The organism is Nocardioides marinquilinus, from assembly GCF_039543705.1.
GTDB classification, from domain to species: Bacteria; Actinomycetota; Actinomycetes; order Propionibacteriales; family Nocardioidaceae; genus Nocardioides; species Nocardioides marinquilinus.
On the sequence record NZ_BAABKG010000007.1, the window covers coordinates 218,301 to 241,426 of the forward strand.

Sequence of the window (23,126 nt, forward strand, 5' to 3'; positions counted from 1 at the left end):
ACAACCCTGTCCACAGGCGTGGACGACGCCCCGTTGACCCGGCCGCTCCGGCTGCCTAGCGTGGCTCTCCGATGGCCCCCGGGCCGCCGAGCGACCTTCGCAAGGGGAAGGCAAAGGTCGTGACCGCGGTACGGGGGCCACCGACGTCCCCGGAGCCGACCGGGTATCGCGCGTCATCGTCGGCGCCGTCACTCGCCGCGGAAGACCGGCCGGCGCTTCTCCTTCGCCGCCCGCACGCCCTCGTGCAGGTCGGCCGTGGCGAGCGTGATCGGCTGCGCCAGCGCCTCCCACTGCAGCCCCGACTCGAGGTCGCGGTGCCGCACCGCCAGCGCCTGCTTGGTCAGCCGGGTCGCGATGGGCGCGTTGGCGGCCACCTGGGACGCCGCGGCGAGCGCCTCCTCGAGCAGCGCGTCGGGCTCGACGACCCGCGAGACCAGGCCGAGGCGCAGCGCCTCGTCGGCGTCGACGACCCGTCCGGTGAGCAGCAGGTCGCGGGCGGCGGCGGCGCCGACGACGTCCGGCAGCAGGAACGTGGCGCCCATGCCGGGGTGCATGCCCAGCCGGACGAACGGGGCGCCGAGACGGGCGCCGACGGCCGCGAAGCGCAGGTCGCAGGCCAGGGCGAGGCAGAGGCCGGCGCCGATGGCGGGGCCGTTGACGGCGGCGATGACCGGCACCTCGAGCCGCCTCACCGAGAGCCAGTCGCGGTAGAAGGCCATCATCCGGGTGCGCAGCCGGTCGACCGATGCGTCGGGCTCGCTCGCGATCCAGTCGGTGTTGCCGCCGGAGCAGAAGGCGCTGCCCTCGCCGGTGACGACCACGGCGCGCACCGTCGGGTCGCCCGCCAGCGCGTCGATCGCGCGGACCCACGAGGCGGTCATCTCGGCCGACATCGCGTTGCGCAGGTCGGGGTCGTCGAGCACGAGCAGGGCCACGCCGTCGGCGGGTCGCTCGAGGCGCAGCTGCGTCAGGTCCGGCATGTTGCGCACCCTACTGAGCGCGGCTGCCGTAGGGTCGGCCCGCCAGCCGGCGCGGCCGGCAGTTGGCGACATCGAGGGCGAGGAGGCCGTCGTGGCTGAGACCTGGAGCGGTGAGTTCTACTGCGTGAAGTGCAAGGAGAAGCGTGAGGCGGAGGGCGAGGTGAAGGTCAACGACAAGGGCACGCGCATGGCGAAGGCCGTCTGCCCCGTCTGCGGCACCAACCTCAACCGCATCCTCGGCAAGGCCTGACCCCCCCGTCACAGCAGTCACGGGGCTCCCGCGCGCCTGTGGAGAGCCCCGGCGGTAGGCGTCTGCTCGTGTGAGGCTCGACGGCATGGCTCGGACCCTGCCGCCCGCCGCACCGCCACCTGCGCCGCTGCTCGACGCCGTCCGCCTGCGGCCCGGCGTCCACGTCGTGCGACGCGACGCCGAGCACCTGCAGGTCGGTCTCGACGCGCCCGGCCGCGTCATCGTCCGTGGCGACGGCCCGGTCGCGGCCCTGCTCGACGACCTGACGCAGGGCCGCGCCCCGCATCGGCCCGACGAGCGCGGGCGGCGGTTGCTGAGCCGGCTGGCCGACGCCGGGCTGCTCGTCGGCCCGGACGACGACGACCCGGCGCCGCGGGGCACCGTCGAGCTGGTCGACCGCGGCCTCGACCTGGGGCCGCTGCGCCCGCTGCTCGCCGCCAGTGGCATCGCGTGCGCCGTCGACGGCACGCCGCCCGCGCTGCGGGTCGTCGCGTCGTCCGCGCCGCTGCCGCGGGCGGTCGTCGACCCCTGGATGCGCGACGGCGTCCCCCACCTCGTGCTGGCCGGCACCGGCGGGCCCGGCAGCCTGCGCCTCGGGCCGCTCGTCGCGCCCGGCCGCTCGGCCTGCCTGCGGTGCGTCGACGCCCACGAGGCGGTGCTCGACCCGCGCCGTCCGCTCATCGTCGAGCAGCTGGCCGACCGCCCGGCCGTGCCACCGTCACCCGCGCTGCTCGCCTTGGCCCTCGCCTGGACGGCGCGCGAGGTGCACGCGCACCTCACCGGCGAGCGGGCGACGACGTGGTCGGCGACGCTCGACCTGCACGACGGCGTCCCCGAGCTGCGGCGCTGGGAGCGTCATCCGCACTGCGGCTGCGCCTGGCACGAGCTCGGCTACCGGTGACGCCTCACCAGAACTCGCTGTCGAGCTTGCCCTCCATCGACCGGAGGTTGCGGCGCGAGCAGACGTCGCAGTAGCGGCGCTGCCGGCCGTTCTCGACGCTGGTCGACCACGTGAGGGTCTCGGCTCCCTCGGCTCCTTCGGCGTCTTCGGCATCCTCGGCCCGGCGTCCGCAGAAGTCGCAGGTGAGCGTCACGCGCTCACTGTAGGACGCCGAAATGGGCAACGGCCCCGGCACGAGGGGTCTCGTGCCGGGGCCGTTGCGTGGTGCACCCGCGATCTGGGTGTGTGGAGGTGAGTCCACAGGTGTTACAGAGCGCGAGCGAGGGCGAGGCGTGCCTGCTGCGCAGCCCGCTCGGCCTTGCGGCTCAAGCGGCGGGCGCGGGCCAGCTGCTGGCCAGCGCGCATCTGACGCGCCTCTCCCAGGCGCGTGGCCATGTGGGCCCGCGCGAGGTCTTCGTGCATGGTGTTCATCTCGTGTCGCTTTCGGTTCGTGGTTCGGGTGGTGGTTCGGGTGGTGCTAGGGAGCCCGAGGCTCGTGGTCGGGGCCGTGCCGGTCCTGGCCGGCGTCACGCGGCGGCGTCCTTGCGGGGGCGGCCACGGGGACGCTTGCGGGGGATCACCGTTCCCTGCAGGAACAGCTCACCGCCCCAGACGCCCCAGGGCTCGCGACGCTCGAGGGCGCCGCCCAGGCAGAGCTGCCGCACCGGGCAGGCCTGGCACAGGGTCTTGGCGAACTCGACGTCGGCCGGGAGCTCGGCGAACCAGAGCTCCGGGTCGTTGACCCTGCAGGGCAGCAGGGACTCGTCGACCTTCGCCGCCTCGTCGTGCAGGCCGCCGAGGCCGGCCCCAGAAGTGGCCTGGAACTCGACCAGCTTGCCGTCGCTGCGCTCGAGAACGCTGGCGGTCATCGTGTCACCTCTTTCTTCCTGATCGCGGATGGTGCTGTTGGGGGTGCTGGTGATGCGGGTGGTGCTGGTGGTGCTGTTCATCTCCGCCTCTCGGCTGGTGGATGAGCGGGTGGGAGGCCCCTGGTCGCCGCCGGTGAGCCGGTCGGACAAACAGAAAGGCCGCGGATCCCGGGGTACGGGTTCCGCGGCCTGGAGGCTGCTGAGCTGTTGGTGTCAACAGATCGGCGGACTCCAGGCGGGGTTCCCCGGGACGTAGGCGACGAGACCCACGTGACCCTTGGCAGCGTCGTCCTGGCGGTCGCGGATCACGGTGCCGGTCGACAGACCGGTGGCCGGGATCGAGGCGAGGCCGACAAAGGCGATGGCGCAGCCGCGGGTGGGCATGGCGAAGCCGGACGTGCTGCTCAGGTCGGACTGAGTGCGGGACGTCGGGTTCGAGATCATGCTGTTCTCCATCGGGGCCACCTCCTTCGGCGGGATCGTGCGCGGGCGGTGTCAGTGCCCTGGTGCGCGGACGGCTTGCGTGGGTGGAACGCTATCGCTCGTCCTTGTAAGGAGCAAACTATTTTATGACTTGTTTTCTTCCGCGTCGTCGAGCGGTCGTTCGAGGGGCTCGCCGGCCACCAGCGCGAGCACCTCGTCGCCGTACTTCTCGAGCTTGTCGGGGCCCACGCCGCTGACCGCGAGCAGCGCCCGCTCCGTGGTGGGCAGGGCCTCGGCGAGCTGCTCGAGCGTGGCGTTGGAGAAGACCATGAAGGCGGGCACGTCGTCGGCGCTCGCCCGCTCCTTGCGCCAGGTGCGCAGCCGCTCGAAGGTGGCCTCGTCGTAGGCCACGGGGCACTCGGCGCAGCGTCGCCGCGCCCGCTCGGCGGGCGTGAGCGGCTTGCCGCACTCGACGCAGGTGCGCGCCCCCTTGCGCGAGCGCGAGGTGACGGCGGGCTTGGCGGAGTCGGGCAGCAGCGGGTCGAGAAAGCGGGAGGGCTGGCGGCGCGGCGCCTGACCGGGGTTGCGGGCCCGGGCCCAGGTGAGCGACAGGTCGTGTCGCGCGCGGGTCATGCCGACGTAGAGGAGCCGTCGCTCCTCCTCGACCGCCTCGGGCGTCTGGGCGTAGGTGATGGGCAGCGTGCCGTCCTGCAGGCCGACCAGGAAGACCGCGTCCCACTCCAGGCCCTTGGCGGCGTGGAAGGTGGCGAGCGTGACGCCGCCCGCGACCGGGGCGTGCTGCTCGGAGGCCCGGCGGTCGAGGTCGTCGACGAAGGAGCCGAGCCCGGCGTCGGGTGTGCCCTCGGCGTAGGTCTCGGCCTGGCTGACCAGCGCCTGCCACGACTCCCACCGGTCACGGGTCTGCCCGCGGGCGGTGGGCGGGTCGGGACGCCAGCCCATGCCGCCGAGGGTGTCGCGCACGAGGTCGACCCAGGTGTCGCCGTCGGCGGGGACGGCGTCGGAGCGGGCCGTGCCACGCAGTCGGGTGACGGCCTCGCGCACCTCGGGTCGCTCGAAGAACCGCACCCCGCCCCGGATGACGTAGGGCACGCCGTGCGCCGTGAGCGCCTCTTCGTAGGCCTCGGACTGGGCGTTGATGCGGAACAGGACGGCCACCTCGGAGAGCGCGTGGCCCTCGGCCTGCAGCCGCGCGATGCGCTGGGCCACCGCCTCGGCCTCGGCGACCTCGTCGTCGTGGCCGCCGTAGCGCACCTCGGGGCCGGCGGGCCGCTGGGCGCGCAGCTGCACGCCGGTGCTGCCGGTGCCGGCGAGCAGCGTGTTGGCGGCGCCGACGACCTGGGGCGTGGAACGGTAGTTGCGCACCAGCTCGACGGACGTCGTCCCGGGGTGGCGCTTGGGGAAGTCGCGCAGGTAGTCGGCGTTGGCGCCGGCGAAGGAGTAGATGGTCTGGGCGGGGTCGCCGACGACGCAGATCTCGTCGCGGCCACCGAGCCAGAGGTCGAGCAGCGCCGACTGCAGCGGCGAGACGTCCTGGAACTCGTCGACGACGAACCACTTGTACTGCCGGCGCACCTGGGCGGCCACGCGCTCGTCGTCGGCGAGGACGCCGGCGGTGAGCAGCAGCACGTCCTCCATGTCCATGCGGCCCTGGTCGCGCTTGACCTCCTCGTAGCCGGCGAGCACCCGGCCGACGGTCTCGACGTCGAGGTTGGCCACGCTGCGGCCGCGCGCGGTGGCGACCGCGGCGTAGCCGTCGGGGGTGACGTTGGAGACCTTGGCCCACTCGATCTCGGAGGCGAGGTCGCGCAGCCCCGCCTGGTCGACCCGCAGTCGCAGCCGCCGGGTGGCGCCGGCCACCAGCGGGATCTTCGACTCAGTGAGGGCGGGCAGCTCGGTGCCGTGCACGTGGGGCCAGAAGTAGCGCAGCTGACGCAGCGCGGCGCTGTGGAAGGTGCGAGCCTGCACCTGCGGTGCGCCGAGCGCGCGCAGCCGGCCGCGCATCTCGCCCGCGGCCCGGGTGGTGAAGGTGACCGCCAGCACCTCGGTGGGCACGTAGACCCCGGTGCGGACGCCGTGGGCGATGCGGTGGGTGATCGCGCGGGTCTTGCCGGTGCCCGCGCCCGCGAGCACCCGCACCGGACCGCGGAGGGTCTCGGCGACCTGGCGCTGCTCGGGGTCGAGCGCGTCGAGGACGTCGGGCACGGGAACAAGCACCTCGGCTCAGGGGGTTCGGGTGATGATGGGTTCGTCGAGATCGACCGACCCGACCCTAGACGCCGGAGGCGACAGTCCGAGATGAGCAGCTTCACGATGTACTCCACGCCTTGGTGCGGCTACTGCCACCGCCTCAAGAGCCAGCTCGACCGCGAGGGCATCGCCTTCGACATGGTCGACATCGAGCAGCAGCCCGACGCCGCCAAGATCGTCGAGTCCGCCAACAACGGCAACCAGACCGTGCCCACGCTGGTCTACTCCGACGGCACCGCCATGACCAACCCCTCCCTGGCCCAGGTCAAGGAGAAGCTGGCCTCCCTCGCCTGACGCGCTGACCCGTCGCTTATAGGCGACGGGTCAGCGTCGATCCCGGGTCACCAGGAGCCGGGGAGGGTGTCGCCGTACCAGTGCTCGATGAGCGAGCGGCTGATGGAGACACCGCCGGGCAGCACGATCGCGCCCGACCCGGCCTCGGTGGCCAGCTGCTCGCGGGTGAACCAGCGGGCGTCGACGAGCTCGTCCTCCTGGACGACGACGTCGGTCGACTCGGCGCGCGCGAGGAAGCCGAGCATCAGGCTCTGCGGCAACGGCCAGGGCTGGTTGCCGAAGTAGGTCACCTCGCCGACCCGGACGCCGGACTCCTCGGCGACCTCGCGCCGCACCGTGTCCTCGAGGCTCTCCCCCGGCTCGCAGAAGCCGGCGAGGGTGGAGTAGCGGGCGTCGGGCCACTGCGGTGAGCGGCCGAGCAGGCAGCGCTCCTCGGGCGAGCCCGGCTCGCCGTGGCTGACGAGCATGATGACGGCGGGGTCGGTGCGCGGGAACTGCGTGCGGCCGCAGCCGCCGTCGTCCTTCGGGCAGTTCAGCTCGTGGCCGGCCGAGACCGCCACGAGCGCGTGGCCGCAGCGCGGGCAGAAGCGGGTGGCCCAGTGCCACTCGGCCAGGCCGAGGGCGTGGAAGACGAGCGGGGCGTCGTCCGGCTGGCCGACGAGGGCGGGCAGCAGGCCGCGCAACGGATACCACTCGCCCTCCTGGGAGGCCGCCGCCTCGGGTCCGGTGATGACGGCCCAGGACGTCGTGCCGTCGCGCTCGCCGAGCAGCACGCGGACGCCGTCGGGGGCCTGGTCGGCGGGCACCCACGGCAGCGTGCCCTCGACGGGCCGCACTCGGGTGCCCGAGACCACCAGGACCCGCGAGGAGGGGTCGTCCCAGCGGCGGTCGAGCCACGCCTGGTCACGCCGGTGCAGGCCGAGCCGGTCGTGCGCGCGGGCCACGAGGCGCTGGTGGGGGTAGGTCACCCGATCAGCCTAGGTTCACCTACGTTGGCCCCCGTGAGCACCCACATCGGCGCCGAGGCCGGCGCCATCGCCCCGCTCGTGCTGATGCCGGGCGACCCGCTGCGCGCCCGCTGGATCGCCGAGACCTTCCTCGACGACGCCACCTGCTACAGCGAGGTGCGCGGCATGCTCGGCTACACCGGCACCTGGCAGGGACGACCCGTCTCGGTGCAGGGCTCGGGCATGGGGCAGCCGTCGATGGCCATCTACGTCAACGAGCTGTTCCGCGACTACGACGTGCAGTCGGTGATCAGGGTCGGCTCGTGCGGGGCGCTCAGCGAGCGGCTGGCGCTGCGCGACCTCGTCATCGCCTCCGGCGCCTGCACCGACTCCTCGATGAACCGGATCACCTTCGAGGGCCTCGACTACGCGCCGGTGGCCGACTTCGGGCTGCTGCGCGCCGCCGCGGACGCCGCGCCCGAGGCCCACGTGGGGCTGATCCTCAGCGCCGACTCGTTCTACGCCACCAGGCCCGAGCTGACGACGCGGATGGCCGAGCACGGCGTGCTGGCCATCGAGATGGAGGCCAGCGCGCTCTACACGATCGCGGCCCGCCACGGCCGCCGGGCGCTGGCCGTGTGCACCGTCAGCGACCACATCGTCACCGGCGAGGAGACCACCGCGGCCGAGCGCGAGCAAACGTTCGGCCGCATGGTCGAGGTGGCGCTCACCGCCGGGCTCGGGATCGGGACTACCGCGGGCTGACCCGGCGTTCACCCGTCGTGGACGACGGCAGCGACGTGCTCGACAGCGTGGTGGTCGGCGCCGGCCAGGCCGGGCTGTCGGCGTCCTACCACCTGCGCCGGCGCGGGCTCGAGCACGTGGTGCTCGACGCGGACGCCGGCCCCGGCGGCGCCTGGCAGCACCGCTGGGACTCCCTGACGATGGCCGACGTGCACGGCGTCGCAGCGCTGCCCGACAGCGACCCGCCGGGGCGGCCCGACGGGCGCGCCAACACCGTGGTGCCGGCGTACTTCGCGGCCTACGAGCGCACCCACGACCTGCCGGTGGTGCGCCCGGTGCAGGTCGACCGGGTGGAGGACGCCGGCACCGACGACCTGCTCGTGGTGCGGGCCGGCGACCGGTCGTGGACGACGCGCACGCTCGTCAACGCGACCGGCACCTGGACCCGGCCGTTCGTGCCGCACTACCCCGGTGCCGAGACGTTCGGAGGCACGCAGCTGCACACCGTCGACCACCCCGGCGCGGAGTGGTTCCGTGGCCGGCGCACCGTGGTCGTCGGGGGCGGGGCGTCGGCGGTGCAGCTGCTCGGTGAGATCGCGCCGGTGACCGACACGCTGTGGGTCACCCGCCGCGCGCCGGTGTGGCGCACCGACGACTTCACGCCCGAGGCCGGGCGGGCCGCCGTCGCGCTGGTCGAGGACCGGGTGCGGCGTGGTCTGCCGCCGGCCAGTGTGGTGAGCGTGACCGGGCTCGCCCTGCGCGAGCAGGAGCGGGCCGCCGAGGCGCTCGGCGCGTACGTGCGGCGTCCGATGTTCGCCTCGCTCGAGCCGGATGGCGTGCGCTGGGCCGACGGCACGTTCGAGCCGGTGGACGTCGTGCTGTGGGCCACCGGGTTCCGCCCGGCGGTCGGCCACCTGGCCCCGCTGCACCTGCGCAGCCCGCACGGCGGCATCCGGCTCGACGGGACCACCGCCGTGGCCGACCCGCGGGTGCAGCTCGTGGGCTACGGGCCCTCGGCCAGCACGATCGGCGCCAACCGCGCCGGGCGGGTCGCGGCCCGCGGGGTGGCCACCTGGCACGACGGCCGGCACGGCGGCGCCGACCGGGCCTCGCTCACCGCCTGAGGAGCGCCTCGAGCCCGGCGCGGTCGAGCAGGTCGGTCGGCTCGACGAGGCGCCCGTCGCGCACGTAGAGGAACCCCGCCCGCACGTGCTCGACCGGGACGCCGCGCAGCTCGGCCCAGGCGAGCCGGTAGACGGCGAGCTGCAGCGGGTCGGCGGTGTGACCCCGGCTCGTCTTCCAGTCGACGAGCAGGAAGCGGTCGGCCTCGCCGGGGCGGTCGGGGTCGGCGTAGACGGCGTCGATGCGCCCGCGCACGACCTGTCCCTCGAGCACCAGGGCGAACGACGGCTCGACCGCGAGCGGCACCCGCTCGGCGAACGGACCGGCCTCGAAGGCGTCGACCAGCTGCTGCAGCTCGTCGTCGACGAGGTCGTCGTCGCCGCGCCCGGCGATCTCGTCGGCGTCGAGCAGCGCCGGCTGCCCGAAGCGCGCCTCGACCCAGGTGTGGAACCGGGTGCCGAACCGCGCCGCGGCCGACGGACGACGGGGCATCGGCCGCGCGAGGTCGCGGGCGAACGAGGCGGGGTCGTCGCGCAGCCGTGCCAGCGAGGTGGCCGAGAGGCTGGGCGGAAGCGGGACGACGACCTCGGGCCCGCGGTCGCGGCGGGCCTCGACGAGGAGCCGCTCGATCTCGTCGTCCCACTCGGCGACGAGCGCGGAGGCGACGAGGTCGAGCCCGTCGTCGGGCGCCTGCGGGTCGGCCTCGGCCACCATCGCGGCGGAGGCGACGCGCAGGCGCGCCTCCTCGTTGCCGGTGTTGGTCGGCCAGGGCCGGGCGGGGTCGACGCCGTCGTAGGGGTTGGGGTCGCCCTTCTCGGGCTTCTCGCGCCACAGCGGCGGGGGCTCGTGCCACTCCTCGAGCTGGTCGGCGACCACGCGCTGGTAGGCGGAGGGGCCGAACGGGGTGGTGCGCTCGCTCCAGCAGTAGGAGCTGACCGACAGCAGGTGCGCGGCACGGGTGAAGGCGACGTAGCCGAGCCGCAGCTCCTCCTCGGCGTCGTGCTCCTTGGTGGCCGCGCGGTAGGCGTCGACAGCGGCCTTGTCGTAGCCCTGCAGCTGCGGCAGGTCGGCGGAGTCGCCCCGCAGCGGGGCGGGCAGCACGGCCGGCGAGGAGATCCACAGGGTGCGCGACCGGTTGGAGGGGAACCGCGTCTCGCACGCCCCGACGACGAACACCGCGGCCCACTCCAGGCCCTTGGCGCGGTGGACGGTGAGCAGCTTGACCGAGTCGGCCTCGGTGGGCGTGGCGATGTCGAGGCCATTGCCCTGGTCGTCCTCGGCGGTGAGGTAGGCCAGCAGGGCCGGCAGGGTGACGTCGCCGTCGACGGCCTGGAAGTCGGCGACCGCCTTGACGAACAGGTCGAGGTTGTCGCGCCGGGCCGCGGCGGCCGGGCTGACGGCGGCGGCCAGCTCGACGTCGACCCCGCTCGCGTCCATGATGCGGCGCACCAGGTCGAGCAGCGGCTCGCCGACGAAGCCGCGCAGGTAGCGCAGCTCGCCGGCCAGCAGCGCGAACCGCTCGCGGGCGGCCCCGGAGTAGTCGGCCTCGCCCGGGTCGGCCAGGGCGTCGTCGAGCGCGGCGATCTCGGCCGGGTCGATGCCGTCGGCGATCTCGACCAGCTGGGCGGCGACGTCGGGGTGCTCGGCGCGCGAGGCGCGTCCGGCGTGCCCGGCGATCTCGGCCGCGCGTCGGCTGAGCAGCCGCAGGTCGCGCGGACCGACGGCCCACCGCGGGCCGGTGAGCAAGGTGAGCATGGCGGCGTTGGCGGTGACGTCGTGCAGCAGGTGCAGCGTGGCGACGACCTCGGCGACCTCGGGCAGCCGCAGCAAGCCCTTGAGGCCCACGATCTCGACCGGGACACCGGCCGCGGTGAGGGCGTCGAAGACGTCCTCGGCGTGGGCGTTGTCGCGGGTGAGGACGCCGATGTCGGCCCAGGTGCCGCCGGCGTCGTGCACCTGGTGGACGGCGGCGGCCAGGGCGGCGAGCTCGTCGGCGTGCGTGTCGTGGACGGCGACGCGCACCTCGCCCTCCCCCGCGCCCTCGGCGGCCGAGAGCGGCTCGACCTGGTCGAACCGCTCGTAGAGCGGCTGGGCGAGCCGGTTGGCGACGTCGAGGATGCGCCGGTCGGAGCGGCGGCTCACGCTGAGGTGGAACAGCCCCGCCTCGCCGGCGGTGGGCCGGAAGGTCTGGCCGAAGCCGAGGATGTTGCTGACCGAGGCGCCGCGCCAGCCGTAGATGGCCTGGTTGGGGTCGCCGACCGCCGTGACGGCGTGCCCGCCCCCGAACAGCCGCGCGAGCATCTGCGCCTGGGCGACGGAGGTGTCCTGGTACTCGTCGAGCAGCACGACGCGGAACCGGCCGCGCTCGGCCTCGCCCACCTCGGGCCGCTCCTCGGCCAGCCGGGCGGCCAGCTCGATCTGGTCGGAGAAGTCCATCAGCCCGAGGTCGCGCTTGAGCCGGCGGTAGTCGGCCACCAGGCCGAGCAGCTCGCCGCGCCGCAGGATCGCCGAGAGCGCCTTGTCGACCGGCTCGAGGTAGGTCTTGCGCGCCTTGCCGGCCAGCTCGTCGGCGCGGGCGCGCTCGAAGCCGCGCCGGTGCTCGGCGTCGAAGGCGCGGACGTCGTCGGGGCCGACGAGGTGCTCGCTCAGCTGCCCGTCGAGCGCCAGCAGGTTCTGGATGGCGGTGGCGGGGTGGTCAGTGAGGTGGCGGACGTCGCCGGTGTGCCGGTCGACGACCCGCGCGCCGAGCTGGTAGCGGGCGGCGTCGGTGACGACCCGGGTGTCGGGCTCGTGGCCGATGCGCAGGCCGTGCTCGGTGAGCAGGGTGGCGGCGTAGGCGTTGTAGGTGGCCACGGTGGGCTCGAGCGGCTCAGCGGGCTGCTCCGGCTCGAGGCCGCCCCTGGGGTCGACGGCGGCCCGCGGACCGGCCGCCGGCAGCGCGCCGGCGGCGACGAGCGCGTCGCGGATGCGGCGTCGCAGCTCGCTGGCGGCCTTGGTGGTGAAGGTGAGGCCGAGGACCTCCTCGGGGCGCACCTGGCCGGTGACGACGAGGTAGACCACGCGGGCTGCCATCAGCGTGGTCTTGCCGGAGCCCGCGCCCGCGACGACGACCGCCGGCTCGAGAGGAGCCGAGATGGCCGCCCACTGCTGGTCGCTCGGCGCGTAGTCGGTGCCCATCACCTGCTGCAGCTCGCGCGGGCTGCGGATCGGCCGGCCGGCGGGCGCGCCGGTGCGGCCGGGGGCGTCGTCGAGGACGGTCACGGCGCGGTCACCGCCCCGGCACTGCGCGAGGGGCAGACCGGCACGAAGCCGCAGTCGCGGCACTGCGGGCCGACGACGGCCGGGAAGGTCTCGCGCCGCAGCAGGTCGGCCGCGCGCGCGAGGCCCTGGCGGAGGGTCTCGCGCGGCTCGCCGCCGTCGTCGTGCGGCGACTGGCCGGCGACGTCGGCGGTCTCGGAGGTGGACTCGATGCCGAGCTGCACGAGCTCGGCACCGCCGCTGCGCGCCGGTCGCTCGGCGCCCTCGGGCAGCAGGTGGTCGACGGCGCCGCTGTCGACGGCGTACTGGTAGAGCGCGAGCTGCACGTGCCGCTCGGCGTCCTTGGGGCCGACCCGGGTGCGGGCGGTCTTGAAGTCGACCACGACCACGGCGCCGTCGCCGTCGAGCTCGACGCGGTCGGCGTAGCCGGTGAGGCGGACGGCGACCGGCTCGCCGTCGGGCGTGTCGAGCCGGACGACGGCGTCGAACCTCTCCTCGGTGCCGAGCACCGTGCGGGTGTCGGCGTGGTGCCAGCGCAGGAACCGGGCGAGGGCCTGCCGGATGCGCTCGTGCTCGCGCTGCCGCGACCAGGGGGTGCGGAACTCGAGGCGCTGCCACACCTCGTCGACGTGGGCCATGAGCCGCTCGCCGTCGTCGACGTCGGCGTCGATCTCGCCCCGTGCGACCCGCTCGGCCAGGGCGTGCACGATCAGGCCGAGGTTGGCCGACTGGTGCTGCCGCGAGACGCCGCCCGCCTCGCTCTCGAGGAACCACTGCATCGGGCAGGTCAGCATCGAGGTGAGCACGCTGGCCGAGACCGGCACGGGGCGGTCGGGCTCGCGCAGCGGGACGGGCGCGTGGCTCAGGGCCCGGGTGCCCCACCAGGTGGCGGGGTCGGCGGCGGGCACGAGCCGCCGCTCGCCGGACGGCGTCGTCACGGTCTCGGCCGCGAGCCTGGCCAGCCGTCGGGCCGCGGCCTCGCGGAGCGCCGCGGGCTGGGCGGGGTCGGCGGCGCGGCGGCGCAGCTCGCCGACGAGGCCGTTCATCGACAGCGGCCGGGTGGGGCGGCCGACGACGTGCCCGACGTCGCGGACGCCGAGCTCGTCGAGGAAGCGCGACGGCTGCTCGCCGTCGTCGTCGGGCGAGGCGACCGCGGTGACGACCAAGCGCTCGCGGGCACGCGTGCAGGCGACGTAGAACAGGCGTCGCTCCTCGAGCAGCAGCTCGCGGACGGTGACCGGCAGCACGAGGCCCTCGGCGCCGATGCGGTCGGCGCCGAGCAGGGTGGCGCGGCGCCGCAGGTCGGGCCAGCCCTCCTGCTGCACGTGGGCGACCACGACCACCCGCCACTCCAGGCCCTTGGACCGGTGGGCAGTCAGCAGCCGCACCGCGGAGCCGCGGGTGCCGCGCTCGGCCAGGGTGTCGGCGGGGATCTGCTGGGCGGCCAGGTTGGCGAACAGGTTGGCCACGCTCACGTGCACCCGCTGCTCCTCGGTGCGGGCGACGGCCTCGAACAGGGCGCAGACCGAGTCGAGGTCGCGGTGGGCGCGGCGGGCGCCGCCTCCCCCGGCCTCGACCGTGCGCCGCAGCCGCTCGGGCCAGCGGGTGCCCGACCACAGGTGCCAGAGCACCGCCTCGGCCGAGGCGCCGTCGTCCAGCTCGGCGCGGGCGGTGGCGAGCAGGGTGGCGAGCGCGCGGGCCTTGCCCACCTCGGGGCCTTCCAGCCCGTCGAGGAAGCCGGGCTCGACCAGCGTGCAGCGCAACAGCGAACCGGACGGCGCGGGCGGGCCGCCGTGCTCCTCGGCCTGCGTCTTGGCCCGCGCACGCAGCAGCCGCACCAGGCGGCGCAGCTCGCCCGCGTCGAGCCCGCCCAGCGGGCTGAGCAGCAGCGACTCGGCCCGCGAGGGGTGCAGGAAGTCGACGTGGTCGAGGTCGTCGTTGTCGAGGTTGACCACGGCGCGGACGGCGTCGAGCAGCGGCAGCACGGCGGGGTCGCGCACCAGCGGCACCTCGTCGTGCGTGACCTCGACCGGCACGCCGGCGGCCCCGAGCGCCCGCCGCAGCGGCGGGATCGAGCCTCGGCCCGAGCGCACCAGCACCGCCATCTCGCTCCAGTCGACGCCGTCCTCGAGGTGGGCGCGGCGCAGCAGGTCGGCGAGGTGCTCGGCCTCGGCCCGCTCGGTGTCGAAGGTGCGCACGGTGACCCGGCCCGGCGTGGGCGCCTGCGCCTCGGGCTCGAGGAAGGCCTGCTTGGCCTGCTCGGGGATCGAGCCGGGCAGGGCGAGCCGCGAGGCGACGCGCTGCGAGGCCGCGAGCAGCCGCGACCCGAACCGGCGCGTGGTGCGCAGCGCCACGACGTCGGCGGGGCGGCCGTCGGCGTGCGGGAACTGCGCCGGGAAGTCGAGGATGCCGCGCACCTCGGCGCCGCGGAAGCCGTAGATGGACTGGTGCGGGTCGCCGACCACGACGAGGTCGCGCCCGTCGCCCGCCAGCTGGCGCAGCAGCGCGACCTGGCCGGGGTCGGTGTCCTGGTACTCGTCGACGAAGACGTGGGCGAACCGGGCGCGCAGCTCGGCGCGGTGGTCGGCGGCCTCGACGGTGGCGCGGCGGATCAGGTCGGCGTAGTCGGTGGCGCCGACGGAGTCGAGGTTGTCGAGGTACTGGTCGAGGAAGAGCCCGGCGGCGCTGAGCTCGGGCAGCGCGTGCTCGTCGCCCAGCGCCCGCAGGTCGACGCCGTCGAGGCCCTTCTCGCGGGCACGGGACAGGACGGCGTTGACCTCGCGCGCGAAGCCGCGGGTGCCCAGCGCGCGGCGCAGTGCGTCGGGCCAGCGCACCGACTCGGGGTGGTCGGTGAGCAGCTCGCGGAGCACGACGTCCTGCTCGGGGGCCGAGAGCAGCCGCAGCGGCGCGGCGTAGATCTCGGCCGGCGCGTAGCGGCGGACCAGCGCGTAGGCGAAGGAGTGGAACGTGGAGCACAGGTGGGCGTCGAGGGTGCGGCCGAGGCGGGCCGTGACGCGGTCGCGCAGCTGCTCGGCCGCCTTGCGGGAGAAGGTGAGGGCGAGCACCGACTCGGGCGCGGCCCCGGCCTCGATGCGGGCGGCGATCGCCTCGACGAGCGTGGTGGTCTTGCCGGTGCCGGGGCCGGCCAGCACCAGCAGCGGGCCGCCGGGGTGGTCGACGACGCGCTGCTGCTGCTCGTCGAGGTCGGGCACCACCGTCGCGACGTGCTCGCGCACCAGCCGGTAGGCCGGGCCGTCGAGGGTCGGGGTGCTCATGTGGTCACCCCATCACAGACCTCCGACAGGCTCCGGGAAGCAGCCGGCGCCGCCCGGTCCTGGGGGTCCCAGGTGACCGGACGGCGCCGTCCTGCTGCCTCCGGATCAGCGCGTGGTGACCGCCACCGGTGACGACGCGCTACGGGCGACGAGGTCGGTGCCGTCGTAGACCGCACGCAGCGCGTGGCTGCCGGCGGGCAGCCGGACCGTCACGGTCTTCGTCGCGGTGCCCGAGACGCCGTCCAGCCGCACCGTGCGCAGCAACCGGCCACGGTCGTTGAGCCGCACCGTGCCACGCGGGGTCAGGCCCGCGATCCGCAGCGTCACCCGCACCGTGACGGCACGCCCCGACTTCTCGACCACGCGCAGCCCGGTGGTGGAGACGGCCTTGGTGACCGTCACCTGCACCGGTGTGCTGGTCGAGCCCTCGACGTCGGCGGTCTCGGAGGTGAAGACGGCGGTGTAGGACGCCGTGCCGGGCCGCAGCCCGCTGACGCGCACCGTCGCCGTGCCGCCGTCGACCGGGGCCGAGCCGACCACCTGGCCGGCGCCGTCCACGACGTCGACCCGGCCCGAGGCTGCCTCGACGTCCGCGGCGGTCGCGGTCACCTGGAACGCCACGGCGCCGGGGTAGGCGACGCGGTCGGGCGCGGTGAGCGAGACCGTGCTGGCGCCCGGGGCCGCGACCTCGGGTCCCTCGGGTCCGGCCCAGTAGATCGCGCGGCCGGCCTGGCCGATCAGGCCCTTGGGATGGTTGCGGTAGAAGACCGAGGTGCCGAAGACGACCGTGCGGGCGCCGGAGGCGTACTCGTTCGAGATCACCGAGGCTCGCCCGGCCGCGTCGGCCGGGCCGTTGGGCAACGGGTTGCCGCCGCTCGTGCCGGGTCGCCAGTGCCCGGCGAGGAACGGGTCGGCCGCGTAGGTCTGCTCGACGGCGAACGCGCCCTCGGGCCCGGTGAACCAGGCCGCCGGCGAGACGAACGAGCTGTCCTGCGCGTGGTCGGCCAGCAGCGAGCCGTCGGGGGTGTCGACGTCGACGATGCCGTTGCTGCTGCCGTTGCCGGTGAGGACCGCGGCGCTGCTGGGGAGCAGCCCGTAGGTCTGGGCGGCGGTGAACGCGGCGCTCCCGCGACCCACGATCGAGCGGCCGGACGCCACGAACCGCTGGACGGCGTTGCGCCCCGCCGACCCGTCGGCGAGGGTCAGCGTGGTGCCGACCCACAGCACGTCGACGTCGTCGAGCAGGGTCGGCGTGGCGTTCAGCGCAGCGGCGGTCAGCTGCCGCGGCGCGTCGAACCCGAGCTCCTCCAGCGACACCCGGTCGTCCTGGGTGCCGACGTAGCCGACGGCGAGGTCGGACAGGCCCCGGGTCGTCTCGTCGTCGAGCGCGGCCAGGTCGTCGGCGCTCGCGCGGGTGACGGCGAGGTCGAAGTCCTGCGCCACGGCCGCCACCGCGGCCCGGTCGGCCGGGGCGACGACCACGGAGGCGTCGTCCAGCATCGAGACGGCGACGCCGTCGTCGAGCAGCGCGTCGACGGCCGCGTAGTCGCGCACGCCCGCGACCTCGAAGGTCAGGTAGCCGCCGTCGGGCATCGAGGCGACCGGCGTCGGCGCGGTGACCGGCTCGGTGGCGCCGACGGGCGCGTCGGTGGTCAGGCCGACCTTGTCGACCGTGGCCCCCCACAGGTAGCTCCAGCTCCAGGCGGAGATGTCGTACATCGAGGGCACCTTCGCCGAGATGTCCTCGCCGAGGTCGAGCAGCGCGTTGGCCAGGCCCCGCAGGGGCTGGTGCAGGTCGACGACGTACGAGCCGGCCGGGTAGGTCGTCCCACCCACCGTCGCGGCGTCGGTCAGGCGACCGACCTCGATGTCGTGCAGCAGCAGCTGCTCGACGAGCCGGGTGGCGTCGCTGGCCGACCGCTGGCCCTCGCCGACCGGGATGACGTAGGCACGGGGCAGGGTGACCGGCTCCTGGTCGTCGACGACGTCCCACAGCGGCTTCCATTGAGAGGGGCCCGGGACGGCGGCGACGTCGGCGGTGGTGAGCGCCTTCTTCGGCTCGCCGGCGGCACCGCGCCGGAACACCTCGATCTGGTTGCTCAGCATCTCGCGTGCCGTCGTGGCGTCGTTGAGGTACTCCACGATGCTCTCGACGGTCTGGGTGCCGACGGCGGTGTTGACCCGCGCGTTGGCCGGGCTCTGCCGCGACCCGTTGGCGGCGCCGCGCTGGAGCGGGAGCTCGACGGTGGCGGTCGCGGCGCCGTAGAACGCGGAGTACTGCGCGGTGAAGATGGGCGGGAAGTCGTCCCAGCCCGACGGGGTGTCGCGGTAGGGGATCTTGATGAAGCCGGTGTTGGTGGTGGTGACGTCGTTCGGGAACGCCTGACCGGGCGCGTAGTAGGTGTTGCCCGGGATGTTCGCGGCGACGACGTCCTGCTCGACCTTGAGGGCGAGCGCGTAGTTGTGCGGCAGGTAGAGGTCGTACTCGTAGTTCGACCCGTGCGGGGGCCCGCACGGCTCCATCTGCAGCACGCGGGTGTAGCCGTGGAAGTCGGCGCTGTAGATGGGCTGGATCGCCTGCGCGGTGCGGATGTAGGAGCGCGTCTCGGGGGTCGAGTTGGTGATCATGTCGCGGTTGGGGTCGAAGCCCAGCGCGGTGGCCCGGGTGGCGTTGGTGCGCCCGTCGGGGTTGAGCGACAGCGAGAAGTAGAGGCGGTTGTTGCGCAGGATGCTGCCGACCTCGGCCTGCGGGGCGCTGACCAGCCAGTCGATGTAGCGCATCGTGGCGTCGGTCCCCTCCCACTCGTTCCCGTGGATGTTGTTGCTGATCCAGATCGGGGTCTTGTACTGCGACAGCAGCCTCGGGTCGGCCGCCGCGGCCTCGGGGTCGTCGTGGATGAGCTCGCGCCAGGCGCTCTGCTCGGCGGTCGCGTCCTCGCTCTCGGGCGCGGTCACGGTGACCAGGTAGAGGTCGCGGCCCTGCGTCGACTGGCCGACGACCTGGGTCGAGATCCGGTCGCTGGCCGCCATCCACTCGGTCAGCTGGGGCGCGAGGTCGGGGTGGCCGAGCAGCTCGGCGGTGTCGGAGGCGTCGTCGGGGTTGTCGCGGTAGAACCGCAGCTGCGGCTGGTAGGGGTAGGACGTCGGCATCTCGATCGGGTCGCCGGCGACGATCGCCGCGGCCGCGCGGCGCACCACCTCCGCCTTGTCCGCCGGCAGGCCACGCGTGGCGGTCCCGGCGCCGCGTCCGCCGCGGGCGTCGGCCTCGGTGGCCTGGGGGTCCGGCTCGGCGGGAGCGGCCGGTGCGGGTGCCGAGCGGGCCACGGGCGCGGCGACGCTCGGCGCAGCGGCGGGCAGCGCGAGCGCCAGCACGGCGCCGGCGGCCGCTGTCAGGGTGCGGTTCAACAGTCCTCCTGGGGCTGGTTCCTCGTCCGGGAGTGGCGAGGTGCCCGCGGAGTTTGTCTGACAATTATTTCGGACTCGCTACGTGCGCTTTGCGCGCGGGATCGTGCCTCAGGCGTCGATCGGCCGCTCGTTGTAGACGCCGGCCGGCTCCTGGCCCGACAGGGCGGCGACGGCGGTCATGATCTCGTCGGTCAGCACGCGGCGCGCCTTGCCGAGCGGGACGCCGTCGAAGCGGCCGGCGACGGCGATCGGCTCGCCGAACGCGACGGTCACCGGCACGACCTTCGGCAGCCGCGAGCCCACCGGCTGCAGCTTCTCGGTGCCCACGAGCCCGACCGGCACGACGGGGACGCCGGCGGTGAGCGCGAGGTGGGCGACGCCGGTACGGCCGCGGTAGACCCGGCCGTCGCGCGAGCGGGTGCCCTCGGGGTAGATGCCGAATGCCTCGCCGCGGCCGAGCACCTCGAGTGCGATGTCGAGGGAGGCGATCGCCGCGCGGGTGTCGTCGCGGTCGACCGGCAGCATGCCGAGGCCGGTGAACCACGCCCGCGACAGCGCGCCCTTGACGCCGGTGCCCTCGAAGTAGTCGGACTTGGCCAGGAAGACGACCTTGCGCGGCACCACGCACGGGATGACGACGGAGTCGGCGAAGCTGAGGTGGTTGCTGGCCAGGATGACGCCGCCGCGCTCCGGCACCCGGTCGAGGCCGGTCACGGTGGGTCGCCACACCGCCTTCGCCAGCGGCGGGACGACGGCGTGCAGGACGCGGTACAGCGACACGGGGGTCAGTCTGGCCGGTCGGGGCCTCGGCGGCCACGGTGTCCGGCGGGCGTGGCGGGTCGGGGCCTGTCGACGAGCTGAGGGTCCGTGGGTCGGGTCGGGGCCCTTCGACAGGCTCAGGGTCTGTGGGTGCGGGTCGATGCGACGGTCAGGGGTCGTCGGTGGCGTGGGTGGTGACGATGTCGTTCTCGGCGGCCCACCCGGTGAGGTCGCGGCGCTCGATGGCGGCGGCCATGAGGTCGGGGAACTGGTCGGGGGTGCAGGCGAAGGCGGGGACGCCGAGGGCGGCGAGGGCGGCGGCGTGGTCGGCGTCGTACGACGGCGCGCCGGAGTCGCTGAGCGCCAGCAGCGCGACCATGGTGGCGCCGGAGTCGACGACCTGGCGGGCGCGGCGCAGCATCTCCTCGGCGATGCCGCCCTCGTAGAGGTCGCTGACGAGCACCAGCACGGTCTCGGTGGGCCGGGTGATCAGGCCCTGGCAGTAGGCCAGCGCCCGGTTGATGTCGGTGCCGCCGCCGAGCTGGACGCCGAAGAGGACGTCGACGGGGTCGTGCAGCTCGTCGGTGAGGTCGACGACCTCGGTGTCGAAGACGACGAGGCTGGTCTGCACCGAGCGCAGCGTGCCCAGCACGGCGGCGAAGACGCTCGCGTAGACCACCGACTCGGCCATCGAGCCCGACTGGTCGAGGCACAGCACGACACGCCGCTCGACCCGCCGGCTGCGGCGCGCGAAGCCGACCAGCCGCTCGGGCACGACCGTGCGGTGCTCGGGCAGGTAGTGGCGCAGGTTGGCGGCGATGGTGCGGCGCCAGTCGACGTCGCCGCCGCGTGGACGACGGGTGCGGGCCGACCGGTCGAGCGCGCCGCTGACGGCCTGCTCGAGCCGTGGACGCAGCCGCTGCTCGAGCTGGTCGGTCACGGTGCGCACCAGCGTGCGGGCGGCGTCGCGGCTGCGCTCGGGGACGGCGCGGTTGAGCGCGACCAGCGTCGAGACGAGCCCGACGTCGGGCTGGACGGCGTCGAGCGTCTCGGGCTCGAGGAGCAGCTCGGCGAGGCCGAGCCGCTCCATCGCGTCGGCCTGCATCACCCGCACCACCGAGGACGGGAAGTAGCCGCGGATGTCGCCCAGCCACCTCGCCACCCGCGGCGCCGACCGGCCCAGGCCGCCGGTGCGCGAGCGACCGCCGTACAGCTCGGCCAGCGCCCGGTCGCGGGCGAGGTCGTCGGGGCCCAGCCCGACCGGTCCGAGGCCCTCCTCGCCGGCGCCGCTCTCGCCGCCCGCGGCGTGCTCGGCGTCCTCGGCGCCCAGCACCAGCCGCCACCGGGTCAGCCGGTCACGCTCCGGCTCAGCCACCGCCGCGGCCCCCCGTCAGCCCGATCAGCTCGGCCACCCGCAGCGCGGCGGCCCGGCCGCGGTCGACGTCGACCGGGACGACGGCGACGGCCGCCCGCCCGTGCCGCAGCCGGTGCCCCAGCCGCCGCCGGTCGGCCGGCTCGTAGCGCGACATCGTGCGCCGCAGCAGCGGCAGCAGGTCGTCGAAGGTGGCCTCGTCGACGCCCGCGACCCACGCGTCGAGCAGGCCGAGCAGCTCGCCGTCGTGCACGAGCAGGGTGGCGTCGCCGTCGAGCAGGCCGTCGACCCACGCGGCCGCGGCCACGGCCTCCGACCCGCGCGAGAGCCGCCGCTGCAGCCGGACGGCGACCTCGTCGGTCTGCAGGACGCCGAGGTCGAGCAGCAGCCGGTTGGCGCGCCCGGCCACCGCGGGGGCGACCCGGTCGTCGGCGGCGACCCCCTCCAGCGCCGTGCGCCACGGCGCGACGAGCGCCGGGTCGTCGACCAGCTGCACACCGCGCTGGGCGGCGTCGACCGCCGTCCGCATCGCCGCGGCGGCCTCGTCGTCGAGCGCGAGGCAGGCGGCCCGCAGGCCCACCGAGGCCCGGGCGACGACCGTGGCCAGCACGCCGCCGACCCGTGAGGTGTCGCTGCCGCGGACGTCGCCGTAGCGGCGGCTGCGGGCCAACGGCTCGACGGCCTCGAGCAGGGCCAGGGTGTCGTGCTGCCGCGCGGTGCGCTCGGCCAGCGTCTCGACGACCGCGGCGAGACCCTCGTCGAGCTCGGCGACCAGGCACGCCTCGACGAGCCGCGAGAGGGCGGCGAGGTCGGGCGCGGCCGCCGCCTCGGCGCGCACCTTCGCCTGGGTGGCCGCGACGACGGTGGTGCCGTGCAGGCCGGCCTCGATGAGCGCGACGGCCAGCTCGGGCTCCCACTCGAGCAGCCAGCCCTCCTTGAACGTGCCGGTCGAGCCGCCGGCGTCGGCCGGACGCCCCCACGGCACGCCGAGCAGCCGCAGCCGGTGCAGCAGCACGCTGCGCGCCCGGCCGCCCTCGCGGCGCAGGTCGAGCACGACGGTGGACGGCGTCGGCGACGGCCTCAGCTTCAGCGACCGCTGCTGCCGGGCGAGGTCGTGGGCCAGCGGGGTGAGCGGCACCGAGTCGGGCACCCGGCCGATCTCCTCCCCCACGACCAGCCGCCGGTGCACGTCGCGCATCGGCAGCGCCGAGCCCTCGCACAGCACGGCCTCGCTGGCGTCGTCCAGCTCGGCGAGCCCGACCGACGGCCGCGCCCGCACCGCGGCGAGCGCCTCGGCCAGCCGCACCGCCTCGACCACGGACGCCGGAGCCGCCGCGTGGCCGTGCCCGCGCAGCTCGCGCGCCACCCGGGTCAGCCAGGCGGGCACGACCTCGGCGGGGTCGTCGGTGACGAACAGGTGCCGGTACCAGCCCGGGGAGGTGACGCCGGCGCCGTAGCCGCTCGCCACCGCCAGCCGCCCCGCCGACCACGGCACCCAGGTGGCCGCGACCTTGGTGCGCGGCAGGTGGGTCAGCAGCCGCGCGTCGCGGCTGGCGGGCGGGAAGGCGTCGGGGTGCACGGCGGGCGCGTGGTAGGCCCCGCACACGAAGGCGACCCGCTCGGCGCCGTCCTTGAGCACCGCGCGCAGCACCCGCCGCATGGCCGCCTCGCGGCGGTCGTTCTCGGGATCGGGCGGGGCGCCCTCGCGCACCTGCGCCATCGCCTCGCGCAGCAGGTCGAACCCGGCGAGCGTCGAACCGGTGCGGTGCTCGACGGCGTCCTCCCACCAGCGCTCGGCGTCGTCGTAGCCGGCGGCCGCGGCGAGCGTGGCGAGCGGGTCGGGACGCCGGTGGCGGGGCGGGACGTCGTCGTCCTCCTCGGCCGCGGAGCGGTCGGCCAGCACGTGCACGGCCGGCAGGTCGGCGAACCGCACCGGGACGCCGCGCCGCGCCGCCCACCGCAGCGCGACCCACTCGGGCGAGAACTCCGCGAGCGGGTAGAACGACGCACGCCGCGGTGTCTCGACGGCGTAGACGAGCGCCGCGACCGGCGGCACCAGGCCGGGGTCGAGGACGACGGGCGCGAGCGGGTCGAGCTCGGGCGGGCCCTCGACGACCACGACGTCGGGGTCGAGCTCGTCGAGCGCGGCGCGCACCGAGCGGGCCGAGCCGGGCCCGTGGTGGCGCACGCCGAGGACGGAGACGGTCATCAGGTCAGGCG

General features: G+C 75.1%; 17 protein-coding genes. 5 read left to right on the forward strand and 12 right to left on the reverse strand.

Annotated elements, in window-relative coordinates; translation table 11 throughout:
- Nucleotides 1-188 precede the first annotated feature (188 nt).
- Nucleotides 189-980 carry an enoyl-CoA hydratase/isomerase family protein gene (locus tag ABEA04_RS22180; protein ID WP_345464228.1) on the reverse strand — a complete coding sequence of 264 codons (792 nt, stop codon included), beginning with the start codon at nt 978-980 and terminating at the stop codon, nt 189-191.
- Nucleotides 981-1,071: 91 nt separating this feature from the next.
- On the opposite strand from ABEA04_RS22180, the gene ABEA04_RS22185 reads away from it, so the two are divergent.
- Nucleotides 1,072-1,230 (forward strand): DUF5679 domain-containing protein, encoded by a 159-nt coding sequence (locus ABEA04_RS22185; RefSeq protein ID WP_011754982.1) that lies wholly within the window; start codon nt 1,072-1,074, stop codon nt 1,228-1,230.
- A gap of 85 nt (nt 1,231-1,315) precedes the next feature.
- Nucleotides 1,316-2,131 carry a hypothetical protein gene (locus tag ABEA04_RS22190; protein ID WP_345464232.1) on the forward strand — a complete coding sequence of 272 codons (816 nt, stop codon included), beginning with the start codon at nt 1,316-1,318 and terminating at the stop codon, nt 2,129-2,131.
- A 4-nt stretch (nt 2,132-2,135) separates the two neighbouring features.
- Here ABEA04_RS22190 and ABEA04_RS22195 read toward each other — a convergent pair whose 3' ends face one another.
- The 4 genes from ABEA04_RS22195 to ABEA04_RS22210 all read right to left on the reverse strand — a co-directional run bounded on the left by ABEA04_RS22195 (nt 2,136) and on the right by ABEA04_RS22210 (nt 5,685).
- On the reverse strand, nt 2,136-2,324 hold the full coding sequence (locus ABEA04_RS22195; protein ID WP_345464235.1) for a hypothetical protein: 189 nt from the start codon (nt 2,322-2,324) through the stop codon (nt 2,136-2,138).
- A 373-nt stretch (nt 2,325-2,697) separates the two neighbouring features.
- A complete protein-coding gene (locus tag ABEA04_RS22200) occupies nt 2,698-3,120 on the reverse strand; it encodes a WhiB family transcriptional regulator (RefSeq protein WP_425577063.1) in 423 nt (140 codons plus the stop codon).
- Nucleotides 3,121-3,252: 132 nt separating this feature from the next.
- Nucleotides 3,253-3,495 (reverse strand): hypothetical protein, encoded by a 243-nt coding sequence (locus ABEA04_RS22205; RefSeq protein WP_345464238.1) that lies wholly within the window; start codon nt 3,493-3,495, stop codon nt 3,253-3,255.
- A 111-nt stretch (nt 3,496-3,606) separates the two neighbouring features.
- Nucleotides 3,607-5,685, reverse strand: coding sequence for an ATP-dependent DNA helicase UvrD2 (locus ABEA04_RS22210; RefSeq protein WP_345464240.1), 2,079 nt, complete (start codon nt 5,683-5,685; stop codon nt 3,607-3,609).
- 93 nt (nt 5,686-5,778) lie between these two features.
- On the opposite strand from ABEA04_RS22210, the gene ABEA04_RS22215 reads away from it, so the two are divergent.
- Nucleotides 5,779-6,024 carry a mycoredoxin gene (locus ABEA04_RS22215; protein ID WP_345464243.1) on the forward strand — a complete coding sequence of 82 codons (246 nt, stop codon included), beginning with the start codon at nt 5,779-5,781 and terminating at the stop codon, nt 6,022-6,024.
- A 47-nt stretch (nt 6,025-6,071) separates the two neighbouring features.
- Here ABEA04_RS22215 and nudC read toward each other — a convergent pair whose 3' ends face one another.
- The gene (gene nudC, locus ABEA04_RS22220; protein WP_345464246.1) at nt 6,072-6,992 is read right to left on the reverse strand and encodes an NAD(+) diphosphatase; all 921 of its coding nucleotides are present in this window, start codon (nt 6,990-6,992) and stop codon (nt 6,072-6,074) included.
- Nucleotides 6,993-7,025: 33 nt separating this feature from the next.
- Here nudC and deoD point away from each other — a divergent pair, with 33 nt between their 5' ends.
- Together deoD and ABEA04_RS22230 are read left to right on the forward strand one after the other, a co-directional pair.
- Nucleotides 7,026-7,736, forward strand: coding sequence for a purine-nucleoside phosphorylase (gene deoD / locus ABEA04_RS22225; protein ID WP_345464248.1), 711 nt, complete (start codon nt 7,026-7,028; stop codon nt 7,734-7,736).
- A gap of 17 nt (nt 7,737-7,753) precedes the next feature.
- Nucleotides 7,754-8,839, forward strand: a complete 1,086-nt coding sequence (locus ABEA04_RS22230) for an FAD-dependent oxidoreductase (protein WP_345464251.1) — start codon at nt 7,754-7,756, stop codon at nt 8,837-8,839.
- Here the strand turns inward: ABEA04_RS22230 and ABEA04_RS22235 are convergent.
- The 6 genes from ABEA04_RS22235 to ABEA04_RS22260 all read right to left on the reverse strand — a co-directional run bounded on the left by ABEA04_RS22235 (nt 8,829) and on the right by ABEA04_RS22260 (nt 23,115).
- A complete protein-coding gene (locus ABEA04_RS22235; protein ID WP_345464254.1) occupies nt 8,829-12,098 on the reverse strand; it encodes an ATP-dependent helicase in 3,270 nt (1,089 codons plus the stop codon). The genes ABEA04_RS22230 and ABEA04_RS22235 overlap by 11 nt on opposite strands.
- Nucleotides 12,095-15,370, reverse strand: coding sequence for an ATP-dependent helicase (locus tag ABEA04_RS22240; protein WP_345464257.1), 3,276 nt, complete (start codon nt 15,368-15,370; stop codon nt 12,095-12,097). Before ABEA04_RS22240 ends, ABEA04_RS22235 begins: the two co-directional genes overlap by 4 nt.
- Nucleotides 15,371-15,475: 105 nt before the next feature.
- Complete coding sequence (locus tag ABEA04_RS22245) at nt 15,476-18,775, reverse strand: Ig-like domain repeat protein (RefSeq protein WP_345464260.1); 3,300 nt, start codon at nt 18,773-18,775, stop codon at nt 15,476-15,478.
- Between the two features lie 108 nt (nt 18,776-18,883).
- The gene (locus tag ABEA04_RS22250; RefSeq protein ID WP_345464262.1) at nt 18,884-19,555 is read right to left on the reverse strand and encodes a lysophospholipid acyltransferase family protein; all 672 of its coding nucleotides are present in this window, start codon (nt 19,553-19,555) and stop codon (nt 18,884-18,886) included.
- 148 nt (nt 19,556-19,703) lie between these two features.
- A complete protein-coding gene (locus ABEA04_RS22255; protein ID WP_345464264.1) occupies nt 19,704-20,909 on the reverse strand; it encodes a VWA domain-containing protein in 1,206 nt (401 codons plus the stop codon).
- On the reverse strand, nt 20,902-23,115 hold the full coding sequence (locus tag ABEA04_RS22260) for a DUF5682 family protein (protein WP_345464267.1): 2,214 nt from the start codon (nt 23,113-23,115) through the stop codon (nt 20,902-20,904). Before ABEA04_RS22260 ends, ABEA04_RS22255 begins: the two co-directional genes overlap by 8 nt.
- Nucleotides 23,116-23,126 lie beyond the last annotated feature (11 nt).